This window comes from Phenylobacterium kunshanense (assembly GCF_003254525.1).
GTDB lineage: Bacteria > Pseudomonadota > Alphaproteobacteria > Caulobacterales > Caulobacteraceae > Phenylobacterium > Phenylobacterium kunshanense.
Genome location: NZ_QFYS01000012.1, coordinates 26124 through 39990 on the forward strand (window position 1 = coordinate 26124; position 13867 = coordinate 39990).

Annotated in this window: 15 protein-coding genes; 9 read left to right on the forward strand and 6 right to left on the reverse strand. The window is 69.7% G+C overall.

Annotated elements, in window-relative coordinates:
• The first annotated feature begins 13 nt into the window (after nucleotides 1–13).
• Complete coding sequence (locus tag DJ019_RS19350) at nucleotides 14–475, forward strand: Hpt domain-containing protein (RefSeq protein WP_111278370.1); 462 nt, start codon at nucleotides 14–16, stop codon at nucleotides 473–475.
• Between the two features lie 6 nt (nucleotides 476–481).
• Here DJ019_RS19350 and DJ019_RS19355 read toward each other — a convergent pair whose 3' ends face one another.
• Both DJ019_RS19355 and spbR read right to left on the reverse strand, forming a co-directional pair.
• Nucleotides 482–1279, reverse strand: coding sequence for an NUDIX hydrolase (locus tag DJ019_RS19355; protein ID WP_111278178.1), 798 nt, complete (start codon nucleotides 1277–1279; stop codon nucleotides 482–484).
• Nucleotides 1280–1318: 39 nt separating this feature from the next.
• Nucleotides 1319–2458 carry a SpbR family protein gene (gene spbR / locus DJ019_RS19360; RefSeq protein ID WP_111278181.1) on the reverse strand — a complete coding sequence of 380 codons (1140 nt, stop codon included), beginning with the start codon at nucleotides 2456–2458 and terminating at the stop codon, nucleotides 1319–1321.
• A gap of 169 nt (nucleotides 2459–2627) precedes the next feature.
• Between spbR and DJ019_RS19365 the strand changes: the two genes are divergently transcribed.
• Nucleotides 2628–4379: an ATP-binding response regulator gene (locus tag DJ019_RS19365; RefSeq protein ID WP_111278184.1), complete on the forward strand. Its 1752-nt coding sequence runs from the start codon at nucleotides 2628–2630 to the stop codon at nucleotides 4377–4379.
• Between the two features lie 52 nt (nucleotides 4380–4431).
• A complete protein-coding gene (locus DJ019_RS19370; protein ID WP_111278188.1) occupies nucleotides 4432–5628 on the forward strand; it encodes a CaiB/BaiF CoA transferase family protein in 1197 nt (398 codons plus the stop codon).
• Between the two features lie 5 nt (nucleotides 5629–5633).
• Here the strand turns inward: DJ019_RS19370 and DJ019_RS19375 are convergent, their stop codons facing one another.
• Nucleotides 5634–6458 (reverse strand): transglycosylase SLT domain-containing protein, encoded by an 825-nt coding sequence (locus DJ019_RS19375; RefSeq protein WP_111278191.1) that lies wholly within the window; start codon nucleotides 6456–6458, stop codon nucleotides 5634–5636.
• 137 nt (nucleotides 6459–6595) lie between these two features.
• On the opposite strand from DJ019_RS19375, the gene DJ019_RS19380 reads away from it, so the two are divergent.
• Nucleotides 6596–7279: an energy transducer TonB gene (locus tag DJ019_RS19380; RefSeq protein WP_111278194.1), complete on the forward strand. Its 684-nt coding sequence runs from the start codon at nucleotides 6596–6598 to the stop codon at nucleotides 7277–7279.
• A 17-nt stretch (nucleotides 7280–7296) separates the two neighbouring features.
• Here the strand turns inward: DJ019_RS19380 and DJ019_RS19385 are convergent, their stop codons facing one another.
• Both DJ019_RS19385 and DJ019_RS19390 read right to left on the reverse strand, forming a co-directional pair.
• Entirely contained in the window at nucleotides 7297–8466 is a 1170-nt protein-coding gene (locus DJ019_RS19385) for an acyl-CoA dehydrogenase family protein (RefSeq protein ID WP_111278197.1), read from the reverse strand.
• A gap of 2 nt (nucleotides 8467–8468) precedes the next feature.
• Nucleotides 8469–9488: an NAD(P)/FAD-dependent oxidoreductase gene (locus DJ019_RS19390; protein WP_111278199.1), complete on the reverse strand. Its 1020-nt coding sequence runs from the start codon at nucleotides 9486–9488 to the stop codon at nucleotides 8469–8471.
• Nucleotides 9489–9589: 101 nt separating this feature from the next.
• On the opposite strand from DJ019_RS19390, the gene DJ019_RS19395 reads away from it, so the two are divergent.
• From DJ019_RS19395 to DJ019_RS19410, 4 genes are all read left to right on the forward strand, one after another.
• The gene (locus DJ019_RS19395) at nucleotides 9590–10135 is read left to right on the forward strand and encodes a hemerythrin domain-containing protein (protein WP_111278202.1); all 546 of its coding nucleotides are present in this window, start codon (nucleotides 9590–9592) and stop codon (nucleotides 10133–10135) included.
• Between the two features lie 3 nt (nucleotides 10136–10138).
• The gene (locus tag DJ019_RS19400; RefSeq protein WP_111278205.1) at nucleotides 10139–10660 is read left to right on the forward strand and encodes a CinA family protein; all 522 of its coding nucleotides are present in this window, start codon (nucleotides 10139–10141) and stop codon (nucleotides 10658–10660) included.
• Nucleotides 10661–10764: 104 nt separating this feature from the next.
• Nucleotides 10765–11376, forward strand: a complete 612-nt coding sequence (locus DJ019_RS19405; RefSeq protein ID WP_111278208.1) for a DUF6644 family protein — start codon at nucleotides 10765–10767, stop codon at nucleotides 11374–11376.
• Nucleotides 11373–12203: a DUF6644 family protein gene (locus tag DJ019_RS19410; RefSeq protein WP_111278211.1), complete on the forward strand. Its 831-nt coding sequence runs from the start codon at nucleotides 11373–11375 to the stop codon at nucleotides 12201–12203. The genes DJ019_RS19405 and DJ019_RS19410 overlap by 4 nt, the downstream gene beginning before the upstream one ends.
• Nucleotides 12204–12210: 7 nt before the next feature.
• Here DJ019_RS19410 and DJ019_RS19415 read toward each other — a convergent pair whose 3' ends face one another.
• Nucleotides 12211–13137, reverse strand: a complete 927-nt coding sequence (locus DJ019_RS19415) for a LysR family transcriptional regulator (protein WP_111278214.1) — start codon at nucleotides 13135–13137, stop codon at nucleotides 12211–12213.
• A gap of 167 nt (nucleotides 13138–13304) precedes the next feature.
• Here DJ019_RS19415 and DJ019_RS19420 point away from each other — a divergent pair, with 167 nt between their 5' ends.
• Nucleotides 13305–13856, forward strand: coding sequence for an NADPH-dependent FMN reductase (locus DJ019_RS19420; protein WP_111278217.1), 552 nt, complete (start codon nucleotides 13305–13307; stop codon nucleotides 13854–13856).
• Nucleotides 13857–13867 lie beyond the last annotated feature (11 nt).

Consider the following 13867-nt stretch of genomic DNA (forward strand, 5'->3'; position numbering starts at 1 on the left):
CAAGCCCGGCCAGATGATTCCGGCCCCCAACGCGCTCCGCCTGAAGGTGGGCGGGGGCCGCCTGGGCGCCATCGATCCGGCGGCGATCGCGAAGGCCGAGGCCGCGCTGAAGAGCCTGTCGGGGAACTTCACCCAGTGGCTGAACGACGAGATCACCAAGCTCGAGGGCGCGCGCCAGACCGTGCGGACCGAGGGCGCCAGCCCCGAGAACATGGAAAGCCTCTATCTGCGGGCGCATGACCTGAAGGGTCTGGGCTCCACCTATGGCTTCCCGCTGATCACCCGCATCGCCGGCCTGCTCTGCCGACTCATCGACGACAAGGCCAAGCGCCTGGAAGCGCCGATGCCCCTGATCGACGCCCACATCGACGCGATCAAGGCCGCAGCCCGCGACGAGATCAAGACCGAGGACCACCCGGTCGGCCAGGCGCTCGTGCGCGAACTCGAAGGCCAGATCGCCGCTTTCGGCGCCTGATCCGCCCTACCCGCCGATGCGTTCCATCGGCTCGGCCACGGGGCCGTAGCCGGCATCCGGTGGCAGCACCAGGAACGCACCCTCAGCGCGCCGCTCCACCTGGGGCAGCACCGTGACCAGCGTCCGGGCCTCGGCCTGCGCCACGCAGTCCTCGGCGCTCCGCGCTTCGGCGAGCAACTGAACGTTCATGCGGGTCGGAAAGATCACCGTCCGCTCTCCGGCCGACGCCAGCCTGAGGACCTCGCCGGGCGCGATCCATTCGGCATCCACCGTCTCACGGCCGTCGCAGGCCGCCACCTGGTCGGCCGGCGCACGCACGGCGTAGAACCAGGTGTCGAACCGCTTCGGCATCATCACCGGCGTGATCCAGCGCGCGAACACGGACAGCGCATCCAGCCGCAACCGCACCCCGAGCTCGCGCACCACGTCCAGGAAATGAACCTCGCCCCGATCCACGGCCTCGCGGATCGCGGGGTCGCACGCCGCGGCGAAATGGGCGCCGTCGTGGTGTTCGGCGAGGAGGATTCCCGCCTCCTCGAACGCTTCGCGTATCGCACCGATGCGCAGGGTCCGCTGAACGTCGTCGAAGGCGTGCCAGCCGACAGCATGCTCGGCCCAGGCCGGATCCGTGTCGCCCGCGTGGGTCTTGCCGCCTGGGAACACCAGCGCGCCGGACGCGAAGTCGATCTGATGATGCCGCTTGACCATGAGCACCTGGAATTCCGGCTCGTCGCGCAGCAGCAGGATGGTGGCCGCCGGTTTCGGTTCGGCCGGTCCCTTTTCCGGGGTCTTGGGCGTTTCCATGGGCGAAGCTTGGAACCCGGCCCCTGGGGAAGGCAAGCGTCAGGCGCTCTGGGCCAGCGCCCTGGCGTCGTTGGCGGCGCGGTCCATCCGGTCGAGCAGATAGTCCACGTCCTCTCTCGATACTGTGGCCGGCTGGGTCAGGAACCGCTGAAGCATCCGCTCCTGGAATCGTTCGCGGTCCCGCGGCCCGCCGTCGAACTCCATGGAGTGGAAGGTGTCGACCGCGGCGCGGAACGCGGGGAACAGCCGCGCCGGCAGGCCCGCTCGCTCGTAGATGGCGCGCAGGCCGAGCGGTCCTGCGTCGTGGATCATGAGCCAGGTCCGGTGATGCGGCACGCCCGCCAGTTCGGCCACACCCCATTCGAAGAAGGTCATGTGTCCATGCGCCAGGGCGCGTAGCAGCAACGACGCGGTCAGCCGCCGCTCGGCATGGAGATGACCCACCAGGCTCTTGACGTCCGCCGCCCGGCCCGCCTGGTCGACGAGATCGACCGTGGCGCGCTCCGCCGCGCCCGTGGCGACCTCCAGTGCGATCTCCGCCGATACGCCATGCTGGCTCACAAGGTGGTCGCGGACGTTGTCGCTGACCAGCTTGACCAACCGCTCGCTCACCGACAGCGGCAGGAACTTCCGATAGGCCATGGCGGCGAGGACGCGCTCAGAGGCCTCGAAGCGGTCGACCACCTGCTGCAGGGCGTCTTCCGAGAAGTCGGCGCCGGGATTGGCGCATGCCACCGCCACCGCGCGCTCGGCGCCAAAGTCGGCGAGGCTCTCGGTGACGGCCCGCGACAGCGTCGGACGCTTGGCTATGGCGATCTGCCGGACGGGCCCGCCCAATCGAACGATCTCGGCGAGGTCCGCGTCGGTGAATGCGGGCGAAAAGGCCAGCATCGGCAGGCAGATGGACTCCACGTCGCGCGCCAGCCGCGTAGCCACATCGCGCGGAACGACCGGTGAGGCGCGGAGCGTCTCGACGATCGCCTTGCGGACCATTTCGGTGGCGTCGCCCGCCATCACCCTGAGGATATCGGCCGCCAGCTCGCGGTCCTCGTCCGACAGCGGCTCGCGGCTCATGCTGGCGCAAAGCTTCCGCGCGGCCAGGGCGCGCTCGTCGGCCGTCGCTCCCTTCACCAGCGTGCGGATGTCAGCATCCGTCAGCGCTGACCGCGTTGTCGTCATCGCCCCTCTCGCCCCATCCGGATCGGCTCCGGAGTCCCGCGATTCGAGATTGGCGCGCGTAAGCTTAACCATTCGTTGCCGGCCGAATCTGTGGATTAAGGATCTCGCGTAACGAGCCGCGAACGGGCCCCGCGTAGGGTCTCCCCCGCACCTTGGGAGAGACCTTATCTTGGCCGACGCCCTGCCTGCCGATCCGAGCCCCGGAGCCTCGTTCGCCGAGCAGGGCATGAAGGCCCAGGCCGCCCTGCTCCCCTATGCGCTGGCGGCGTTCGGGGTGTGCCTGCCCATATTCGTCTGGGCCGGGAGCCACGCGGACAACGCCGCCTGGATGAGCGTATGCTTCGCGGGTTTCGCCGCCGGTTGGGGCTGCTTCTACGGCGTCGTGAACTGGTTAAGGACGCCGGCTGCGGCGGATGCCCGCAGGCGCGCCAGGATGCAGATCCTGGCAGGCCTGATCTGGGCCGCGGTCATCGCCCAGCTCGCCGTGTTCGCGCACTTCGCTGGCCCCGCGCGCGAGACCCTGCTGCTGCTGACACTGGGCGCGGCGATGATCTGCGTGGTGTTCACGGCGCCGTGGCTATCCAGCCTGCTGGTGGTGGCGCCCGCCGCGTTCGCCGGCCCGCTGGTCGCCCTGTTCCTGCATGCCGAGGACCTGCCGACCGCACGCCTTGGCCTGGCGGCGACGGCGCTGTCTCTCGCCCTGGCTCTGCTGGTGAACCGCATTCTTCGCACCCAGTACGCCCTCGCCGCCGAGCGGGAGACCCTGATGGCGGAACGCGCGGCCCAGGCGGAAGCCGCCCGGCGCCTCGCGCGCGCCAAGTCCGATCTCGTGTCCACGCTCTCAGACGAGATCCGTCACGGGCTGACGGGCGTGGCCCATGTCCTGGCTTCCGCGGCGGACCGGCGCCGCGCCGCGCCGTCGCGCCAACAGGTATCCGCCGCGCTCGACGCCGTGAACGACCTCCTGTCGGTCCTGGAGACCACCGTGGACGCCGAGAGCGCCGAGGCCGGCCGCCTGACTGTGGAGCCCCGTTCTGTCGACCTGGCGGGGCTGGTCAGGGACATCATTGGCGCGCAGCGTCCGGCCGCCGCCGCGAAGGGCCTTGAGCTGGCCATCCATGTGGACGAGGCGCTAGAGACCGGCCCCGGCGCCGCCATCGCCGACCCGGCGCGCACGAAGCAGGTGCTCGGGGCCCTCATCGGCAATGCGGTGAAGTTCACGGTCCGCGGCCGGGTCGAGGTCCGGATCAGCCGGGTGGACGCGCAACGCGTCGCCGTTGCGATCGCCGATACAGGCCCCGGTCTCTCCGACGAGGAACTCGCCATCGCGCTGCAGCCATTCCAGCGGATCGCCCGGACCAGCGCCGGCAGCTCCGGCGCCGGACTGGGCCTCCCCCTGGCGTGCCAGCTGGCCCGGCTCATGGGGGGCGGCATTCGCGCCGAAAGCGCGCCGAACGTGGGGAGCTGCTTCACTCTGGAGCTTCCGTTCGACCCTGCGGTGTCCGGGCCGCGCACGTCCGCGCCGCCCCCGACGATGGCCCCCCGGCGGTTGCGAATTCTGACCGTGGAGGCCGAGCCGCTGTCCGCCGCCATGCTCAGGGCGTGCCTCGAACAGCTCGGCCACCAGGTGGTCCACGCGGTCGACAGCCGGCGCGCCGTCGACCTTGCCCGGATCTGCGACCTGGACCTGGTGGTCAGCGGCGACGCCGAGACGGTCGGCGCCATCCGCGCCCTCTCGGGCGATGCCGCCCGCACGCCGGTGCTTGCGCTCACGCAAGGCGAGCCGAGTGAGGCCGAGGCTGCGCTGTCAGCCGGCGCCGACGCCCTCCTGCGCCGGCCGGTGGCCGTTCCCGCCGCCGCCCGCGCCATCGCCGAAGCCCTGTCGGACAAGGCGCCCGCGAACGACCGCGCCGTGGCATAGGCGCCGCTCCGTCACCTGCTCTAACCTAGGCTCCAAAAGAGGGAGCGAACGCGTGCTGCTGCAGGGTCTGAAGGTCGTCGATTTTTCCGCCTACATCGCCGGACCCGGGGCCGCGGGGATCATGGCCGACTGGGGCGCAGACGTGATCAAGGTCGAGCGGCCCGGCGGCGACAACATGCGCCACATCTTCGCCGACCTCGCCAATGACCTCGGCTCCAACCCGACCTTCGACCTCGACAACCGGGGCAAGCGGGGCGCGGTCCTCGACATCACCCTGCCCGAGGGACGCGAAGCCCTGGCGCGCCTCGCCGCCCAGGCGGACGTCTTCCTTACCAACGTCCGGCCCGCGTCCCTGCGCAAGTACGGCCTCGACGACCAGAGCCTCCGCGCGGCGAACCCGCGCCTCGTCTACGCCGTGATCACGGGCTACGGACTGGAGGGGCCCGAGGCTCACCTGCCTGGATTCGATGTGACCGCCTTCTGGGCGCGGGCCGGGGTCTCCTACATGACCGCGCCGAAGGGCTCCGAGCCGTTCCTGCGCAGCTCCGGCATCGGCGACCACACGACGTCCCTGGCCACGGTGTCCGCCATCCTCGCGGCACTCTACGAGCGCGAGCGGACGGGCGAGGGGCGGCTGGTGCAGACCTCCCTGCTGGCCTCGGGGATCTACCTCATCGGATCTGACCTCGCCGTACAGCTTAAGCTGGGCCGGCTCGCCTCCATCAGGTCCCGCGACAATCCGATCAACGCGATCGCGAACTATTTCCAGAGCCAGGACGGACGCTGGTTCGTACACAACCCGCGGGGGTCAGGGGGCGGCTGGGAGAAGTTCTGCGAGGCGGCCGGGCGGCCCGACCTCGTCACCGACGAGCGCTTCGCGACCGGCAAGGCCCGCCGCCAGAATGCGCGCGAGCTCTCGGCTGAACTGGACGCCGCGTTCGGCGCCCTGCCGATGGACGAGATCGCCCGCCGCCTGGACGCCGCCGACCTGGTCTGGGCCCCGATGCAGACGCCGTCCGATGTCGCCGCCGATCCTCAGGCCGCGGCGGCAGGCGCCTTCGTCGAGATCGAGGATGGACAAGGCGGAACCTACCGATCGCCGGCCGCCCCGGCGCGTTTCCCGGGCGCCGACGTCGACCGCCGTCCCCGGGCGCCCCGGCTGGGCGAGCATACGCGCCAGGTCCTCGCCGAAGCGGGCTATGGCGAGGCGGAGATCGACGCGATGTTCGAGAGCGGCGCGGCCGCCTGACCGGATCAGCTGTCGCGGCTGTCAGAAAGCATCTTCAGCATCTCGCTGGTGAACAGCGAGCCGGCCAGCCGGCTGCCGACTCCGGCCTGGTCCGCCGGCTGCGCGCCCCGCAGGATCATGGCCACCAGGGCGTCCTGCTCCCGCTCACGGGCGGTGCGCCGGACCGAGGCGTATTGGATGAAGCCGCCATCGTCGGGATCCGTCACCTCCCGCGGCGTGACGGCCTGGTGCGCCCCACCCGTCCGGGTCAGGTTGGCGTAGACCTCGCCCACAGTTGCCGCGCGGCCATTCCTGTAGAAGATCGCGCGATTGGCGCGCGCGGCGTCCGGGAACAGCGACGCCGCCGAGGTGTCCGGCTGGACTTCCGCCGCCTTGATCAGCTTCGCCGATCCCTGGGGGCCGAGGAAGTGGGCCACGTAGAGCTCGCCCGCGGTCGGGTCGCGGCCGACCCGGCCCTTCAGGTAGGCGGCGTTCTGGGCGGTCAACTCCCCGGCCATGACCGAGGCGGCGTGCGGGTCGAGGCGCAGGTCCATCACCGCGCGGCGCGCTTCCTGTCCGTCGACCCGATAGCGGCCGTCGGCGCCCCGGGTGATCAGGTCCGCATAGCGGGCATAGCCGTGCTTGGCGCCGTGCTGTTTCAGCGTCGCCAGCCACGTCTGACCCACGAACTGGAAAAGCCCGGCGGCCGACGACGTGGAGGCCTGGGCGCGCGGGTTGAAGCTGCTCTCCCGGCCTGCCGTCTTCATCAGGAATCCGAAGTCGACGCCCGTCGCCTTGGAGGCGCGTTCGATCGCAGCTTCGACGATGCCCCGGATTCCCTGGACGGCCATGACACCAGCAGTCGGCGATCATGGTTAACACCCAGCTAACCTTGGGGACGCGGATGCCACTAAGCCTGCGGCATTCCGCCATTTTACTGCTGTAATTGTCGCATGGACTACGTGCGTAAATCGCACGAGGAAGCGCCATGACCACTCGAACGACCACGCCCTTCGACTTCCGCTCCCCTCGATCAGGTCCGTCCAGGACCACCGCCCTGGTGGTGGCCGGTTCGCTTGCCGCTCATGGGCTCGTCGCCGGCTATCTCGCCTTGATGCGGTTCGCGCCCCCTGCTCCGGAAATCATCGACGAGCCGCCGCCGATGGTTGTCGAGACCTGGACGCCGCCCAAGCCTCCGCCGCCGCCCAAGCCCGATCAGCCCCGGCCAACCGCCTCGCCCCGCCCGCCGGTGCAGACGAGTTCGCCCCTGCCGCTCGCCCCGATCCCCCTGCCGCCAATCATCGACACCGCGCCGACACCCGGTCCCGTGGCCATGGATCCGCCAGCGCCCGACCCGCCCGCGGCGCGGGCGCCGGAGATCGGCAATCCCACATGGCTGCGGAAGCCCGGGGCGGAGGAACTCGCGCGCTTCTATCCGGATCGCGCGGTGCGGCTGGGACAGGAGGGACGCGCGACGATCTCCTGCGAGGTGACAGACGTCGGCGCCGTGACGGGCTGCCGGGTCGTTTCGGAAACGCCCGAGGACTTCGGCTTCGGCGCGGCGGCGTTGAGGCTCGCGAGATACTTCCGCATGACCCCGCAGACCATCGACGGTCGGCCCGTGGGCGGCGCGAAGGTCTCGATCCCGATCACCTTCCGCCTGCCGAAGTGAGCCGCGGCTGGGCCTGCCTAGTAGCTCTTGGGCAGGCCCAGGACCCGTTCGGCGATGTAGTTCAGGATCATCTCCCGGCTCACCGGCGCGATGCGGGCGATCATCGCCTCGCGGAAGTAGCGCTCGACGTCGAACTCCTTGGCGTAGCCCATGCCCCCGTGCGCCAGCACCGCCGCCTCGCAGGCGTTGAAGCCGGCCTCGCCGCCAAGGTACTTGGCCGCATTGGCCTCGGCGCCGCACTCGCGCCCGGCGTCGAACAGCGCCGCCGCCTTGAACGCCATGAGGTTCGCCGCCTCCAGTTCGGCCCAGGCCTTGGCGAGCGGATGCGCCACGCCCTGGTTCTGGCCGATCGGCCGGCCGAACACGACGCGCTCCTTGGCATAGCCGGCCGCGCGCTTCAGCGCCGCGCGTCCCAGCCCCACGGCTTCCGCGCCGATCAGGACCCGTTCGGGATTGAGCCCTTCGAGAAGGTAGTAGAAGCCCCTGCCCTCCTCACCCACCAGATGCTCGGCGGGCACGTGCAGGTCGTCGATGAAGACCGCATTCGATTCAACGGCTTTCCGCCCCATCTTGGGAATGGGTGTGGCCTGGATCCGAGTCCGGTCGAAGTCGGTGTAGAATAGAGACAATCCCTCGGTCGGCCGGCGAGCCTCTTCCTTCGGCGTCGTCCGCGCGATCAGCAGGATCTTGTTCGCGCGCTGGGCATTGGTCGTCCACATCTTCCGGCCACGGATGACGTAGCCATCGTTCGTCCGGACCGCGCGGGTTGAAAGGCTCGTCGTGTCCAGGCCCGCGTCGGGCTCGGTGACCGCGAAGCAGGTACGGTCCTGTCCCGCGATGATGCGAGGGATCGCGGCCTTCCGGAGCGCGTCGGTCCCGAACTTCACCACCGGCATGAGCCCGAAGATGTTGAGATGCATGGCGCTGGCGCCCGAGAAGCCCGCCCCGCTCTCGGCCACCGTCTGCATCACGATCGCCGCCTCGGTCAGGCCGAGCCCCGCCCCGCCCAGTTCGGCCGGCATCGCCGTGCCCAACCAGCCGGCCTCCGCCATCGCGCTGACGAACGCTTCCGGGAAGACGCCCGTCTCGTCGGTCGTGCGCCAGTAGGCGGCGTCGAAGCCCTCGCAGAGCCGGGAGACGGCGTCCCGGATCGCCTGCTGCTCATCGGTCAGCCAGAAGCCGCTCATGCTCATCCCCCAGAGAACCGGTTGGCGGCCAGCCGCGCCGCGTAGGGCCCGGCGTCGCCGCCGGTGACCTGCGCCGCGACCATCCGGCCGACCAACGGCGCCAGGAGCCAGCCGTTGCGGCGCGCGCCGGCTGCAAGGATCACCCCCGGCGTGCGTCCGGGGCCGATCAATGGCAGCCCGTCGGCGGTCGCCGCGCGCACACCCGCCACCGCGTCGACGCGGGCGTCGCCAAGTCCGGGAAACAGCCGCAGTCCCGCGGCCAGCAGGGCCTTGGCCTTGGCGGGATCGACGACCACGTCCGAAAGGCCGGCCTCCATGGTGGCGCCGAAAGCCATGGCCTCGCCCGGCGCCGCATAGATGCCCTTGCTCCGCACCACCGCGCCGGATGCGGGTGTCGAGACCCGGACGATGTGCCCCTTGATCGGCGAAAGCTCCGCCAGCTCCGGTGCGATGTCCACCAGCGCGTCGTCGGCTCCCGTGGCCACAACCAGCACGTCGGCCTCGCCGCCATCGGTCACGACGCGGGGTTCGAAGACGACGCCGGCGGCCCTTGCTGCGTCGGCAAGGGCCTTCAACGCCGTCGCGGCGTCGATGCGCCAGTCCTCGCGGGTCAGCAACGCCCTGTCGTAGGCGTCGGACAGGCCGGGAGCGAGCGCCCGCGCCGTCGCGCCGCCGATCTCCGTCGGCCATTCGTGGAGAGCGTTGAAGCGCGTCGCCAGGTCGTCGAGCCAGCCGTCGTCCCCGACGGCAAGGCCCCCCGACCGATCCAGGAAGACGCCGGCGCGCTCGGCAAAGCCTGGCCACAGGTCGCGCGCCCCCATGAGCAGATCGAAGTGATCGCGGACGGCGTCGTCCAGCACCGCCTCGAACACCGGCGCGATCATGCCGGCCGCCACGCTGGACGCGTTCGGGCCGCCCGGATCGCAGACGGTGACGTGACAGCCCGCATCCGCCAGGGCCAGGGCGCTGGCGAGGCCGAACGCCCCGGCGCCGGCGACAAGGACTCGGGCCGTCGTGCTCATACGCCTAACGAGCCGGGCGGAGCGCGAAAATCAAGACCGGAACCTGCACCGCAACCGAGGGTTCTTAGCTGCAAAGACGCACCCCATCAGGAGATGCCGCCATGCCCAACGCACCGCAGACCCGTTCCACCACCTCGAAGTCCTCCGATCCCGGCCTCACCAAGGAGGGACGCGCGCGCATGACCGTGGAGGACGGCGTGACGCTGCTGATGCGCGACCACCGCACCGTGGAGGATCTGTTCAAGGCCTACGAGGACGCCAAATCCAACGCGCGTCGGAAGGCGGAAATCTATCGCACGATCGCCAGCGAACTCCGCGTTCATATGCAGCTTGAGGAGGAGATCTTCTATCCCGCCTCGCGCGAGTTCGTGGACGAGCAGGACACCGTGAACGAAGCCGAGGTCGAACACGCCTCCGCGAAGGACCTGATGGCCCAACTCGACGGCATGTCGCCTGACGATCCCTACTACGACGCCAAGGTGAAGGTCCTCCAGGAGATGATCGACCACCACGTGGAGGAAGAGGAAAGCGAATACTTCCCCGAGGTTCGTCGCTCGGCCATGGACCTCAAGGCGGTGGGCGACCAGATGGCCACCCGCAAGTCCGAACTGACGGGCCAGACCGAAAAGGCGCCCCGCGCCCACTAGACCATGGCGGAAGCTCTCGACCCGGCCATCCCGGACGACGTCGAGCGGCTGGCGCAGGAGGTGCTGCAGGCGGCTTGCGACCGTGGCGTCATGCTGGCCACGGCCGAGAGCTGCACCGGGGGCCTCCTGGCGTCGCTGCTCACCGACATTCCGGGGAAGAGCCATGCTTTCGAGCGAGGCTTCGTGACCTACACAAATGACGCCAAGCACGAGGTGCTCGGCGTTTCGTGGGATATCCTGGACAGGTTCGGCGCGGTCTCCGCGCCTGCCGCCGAAGCCATGGCCGCCGGCGCCCTGACCGCCTCGCGGGCCGACATCTCGGTGTCGATCACCGGCTTCACGGAAAGCGCGCCCGGCCAGCCAGCGGGGCTCGTCCACTTCGCCTGCGCCCGCCGGGGCGCCGAATGCGTCCAACAGCTTGAGACGTTCGGCGATATCGGCCGCGCCGCCGTGAGGCTGGCGTCCCTGCGGACCGCCCTGCGCCTCCTGAACGCAGCCCTTGGAAGGACGGCCGACGCCGCCTGACCGGGTCGGCGGGCGTTCCTGCGTCACCGCCGCGAAACAATCCGCAATCGACACGCACACCGCATCCTGTAGAAGAACCGGTATGCCTTGGGGAGGGCGCACCGTTGATTCGCGATGTCGTGGTCTGGCTGTCGCAGCTGGGCAAGGGACCGGGGGAATACGACCCCTCATGGAGCGAGCAGCTCGCCAGCACCCTGAACTTCTGGGGTCTGCTGGAAGGCACCCATGTGCTGACGCTGATGCTGTTCGCCGGCACGATCTTCCTGGTGGACCTGCGGCTGCTGGGAGTCGCCTTCCGACGCACCCCGATCTCGGTGATCAGCGACCGGGTGCTGCCGCTAACCGTGTTCGGCTTCGCGCTGATGATCGTGACCGGCGTCGCGCTGTTTTACGCCAAGCCACTGCTTTATTATCATAATCTGTGGTTTCGGCTGAAGCTGATCTTCCTCGCTGTGGCGGCGATCAACATCCTGGTCTTCCACTTTCGGGTGCAGCGGAGCCGGTCGGCCTGGGACACGGCTCCCCGCACGCCGGCCGCCGTCAAGGCCTCGGCGCTGATCTCGATCAGCGCCTGGATCCTGGTGATCACCTTCGGGCGCTTCATCGCCTACGACTGGTTCGAATGCGGCAAGCCGCTGCCCCACTGGGCCAACGCCGCCCAGGCCTGCGCCGCCTCTGAACGCGGCGCGATCGACCTCGGCGAGGTGATCCAATGACCATGGCTCCGCAGGATTTCTTCCCCGCGCTCGCCGACTGGGTGGCCACGCTGGACGACGTCTGGCCCGGCGTCGTCATCAAGCCGTACTTCGCCCAGTGGGAAGTCGGCCATCTCCTCTCGCTCGCCCTCCTGGGCGGTTGCAGCATCCTGCTCAATCTTCGGCTGATCGGCTTCGGCCTGACCGACGAGAGCCCCTCGGAAGTGCAGCGCAGCACCCGCGCCTGGATGCATCTCGGCGTGGTCGGCGTCATCTTGACCGGGCTTCTGATCGGGGCCTCGAACGCCGAGCGCCTCTACACGTCGGAAGCGTTCACCGCGAAGATGCTGGGGCTGGCCGCCGCCCTGGTCCTGACCTACGGCGTGAGCATGCCCCTCGCCAGCGCCGACGGGCGCGGCAATGGCGCAATCCGCATCGCAGGCGTCGCTGGCCTGTTGCTTTGGGCCGGATCGCTCTGGGTGTTCGGCGTGGGGAAGCTGATCAACCCCGGCGTCTGGCACGTCATTTTCGCCGGCGGGCTGATCGTGCTGTTCGTGGCCCGGGGGCGGACGCGGATCGTGTATGCCGCGGGTCTGGCGGCGCTGGTCGTGGCCCAGTTCGTCACGACGCGCCTGGTCATCGACCCCGAGGACTACGCCCGGCTCGATCCGACCAACAAGGCCTTCGCCTGGGTGTTCGCGGCGTGGATCCTCGGCGCCATCGCCACGCAACTCGCCAGCGGCGGACGCAGCGCCGAGGGCACGCCGTTCACGCGCGGACTGGCCTACGCCGCCATCCTGGTCTGGATCACGACCGCCGCCGCCGGCCGCTGGATCGCCTTCGCCTGAGGGAGCCTCAGCGGCCGGGGTGCTGACTCCCCCATCCCTGGTGCCACTCGGGTTCGCCGGCATACCGCTGGGCCAGGAAATCCACGAAGGCGCGGACTTTCGCGGCCAGGTGCCGGGCATGCGGATAGACCGCATGCACATGGATCAACTCGGGCTCGAAGTTGCACAGCACCGGGACCAGGCGGCCGGCGCGCAGGTCTTCGGCCGCAGCGAAGGCCGGCGTCCGCACCACACCGAAGCCCGCCACCGCCGCCGCCACACAGGCTTCCGCGCCATTGAAACGCAGACGGCCGTGCACCCGGACGTCCCGAAGATCGCTGTGAGGACCGAACCGCCAGACGGTGGGATCCCGCGCATTGGTGTCCAGGATCGCCTCGTGCTGGCCAAGATCCTCCAGGGCCGCCGGAACGCCCGCGCGCTCCAGATAGGCCGGCGCCGCACACGTCACCATCCTGACAGCCGCCAGGCGGCGCGCGACGAGCGAAGAGTCGGCCAGATGGCCGATGCGCACCGCCACATCGAACCCCTCTTCCACCAGGTTCACCACGCGGTCCGAGAAGCTGACGTCCAGGGACACCGCCGCGCAGCCCGCGGCGAAGTCGAGCAGCGCAGGCGTGAGCTGGTTCTTGCCGAAGGACACAGGCGCCGAGACCTTCAGGGTTCCGGAGGGGCCGGCCTGGTCGCGCACCGAGGCCTCGAGCACGTCGAAGCTCTCCAGCAGTTCCCGCGCGCGCTCCAGATAGGCCTGACCGGTGTCGGTGAGCGACACGTCACGCGTCGTGCGGTTCAGGAGCCGCGCGCCGAGGCGGTTCTCCAGGCGGGCGACCAGTTTCGACACCTGCGCGCCGGAAACGTCCAACTTGCGCGCGCCCTGCGTGAAGCTGCGCGCGTCAGCGACCGCCACAAACGCGCGGATTTCGTCGAGTCGGTCCACGGGATTGTTTCCTGTTCGGCATAACAATCCTCCGGATGGGCCAGATTATCAACATCGCAGCGCCCCGCCATCTTTGCATCGTCCCGAGGCGATCCGGCCGAGGGGCAGCCGCCGCCGCGCTCATGACAGGGCCTGACGGCGCTCCCATCCCGCAAAGGAGCTCCCCTGTGACCCAGCCCCGCACCGTCGCCGTCATCGTCGGCTCGATCCGCAAGGACAGCGTCAGCCGCAAGGTGGCCAAGGCCTTCGCCGCCCTGACCCCCGGCCTGACCTTCAAGTTCGTGCAGATCGCCGACCTCCCCCACTTCGACCAGGATCTGGAAAGCGAGCCGCCCGCCGAATGGGTCCGCTTCCGGAAGGAGATCGCAGCGGCGGACGCCGTGCTGTTCCTGACGCCGGAATACAATCGTTCGTTTCCCGGCGTCCTGAAGAACGCCGTCGACGTGGGTTCGCGCCCGTATGGCCAGAGCGTCTGGGACGGCAAGCCCGGCGCGGTCATCAGCGTTTCGCCCGGCGCGATCGGCGGCTTCGGCGCCAATCACCACCTTCGCCAATCGCTCGTGTTCCTGAACGTCCCGCTGCTCAGCAAGGAGGCCTACATCGGAGGCGCCTATGCCCTGTTCGACGAAAGCGGGGAGCTGACGAACGACTCCACCGCCGAGTTCCTTCGGGGCTACGGCGCCGCCTTCACGGCCTGGGTCGAGCGCATCCTCGCCTGATCGCCGCGTCC

What these genes read in the sequence shown, in the direction of transcription:
- DJ019_RS19395 (WP_111278202.1), top strand. Translation starts at nt 9,590, where the DNA reads ATGCCCAACGCACCGCAGACCCGTTCCACCACCTCGAAGTCCTCCGAT.
- DJ019_RS19400 (WP_111278205.1), top strand. Translation starts at nt 10,139, where the DNA reads ATGGCGGAAGCTCTCGACCCGGCCATCCCGGACGACGTCGAGCGGCTG.
- DJ019_RS19410 (WP_111278211.1), top strand. Translation starts at nt 11,373, where the DNA reads ATGACCATGGCTCCGCAGGATTTCTTCCCCGCGCTCGCCGACTGGGTG.
- DJ019_RS19350 (WP_111278370.1), top strand. Translation starts at nt 14, where the DNA reads ATGATTCCGGCCCCCAACGCGCTCCGCCTGAAGGTGGGCGGGGGCCGC.
- DJ019_RS19385 (WP_111278197.1), bottom strand. Translation starts at nt 8,466, where the DNA reads ATGAGCGGCTTCTGGCTGACCGATGAGCAGCAGGCGATCCGGGACGCC.
- DJ019_RS19380 (WP_111278194.1), top strand. Translation starts at nt 6,596, where the DNA reads ATGACCACTCGAACGACCACGCCCTTCGACTTCCGCTCCCCTCGATCA.
- DJ019_RS19390 (WP_111278199.1), bottom strand. Translation starts at nt 9,488, where the DNA reads ATGAGCACGACGGCCCGAGTCCTTGTCGCCGGCGCCGGGGCGTTCGGC.
- spbR (WP_111278181.1), bottom strand. Translation starts at nt 2,458, where the DNA reads ATGACGACAACGCGGTCAGCGCTGACGGATGCTGACATCCGCACGCTG.
- DJ019_RS19355 (WP_111278178.1), bottom strand. Translation starts at nt 1,279, where the DNA reads ATGGAAACGCCCAAGACCCCGGAAAAGGGACCGGCCGAACCGAAACCG.
- DJ019_RS19375 (WP_111278191.1), bottom strand. Translation starts at nt 6,458, where the DNA reads ATGGCCGTCCAGGGAATCCGGGGCATCGTCGAAGCTGCGATCGAACGC.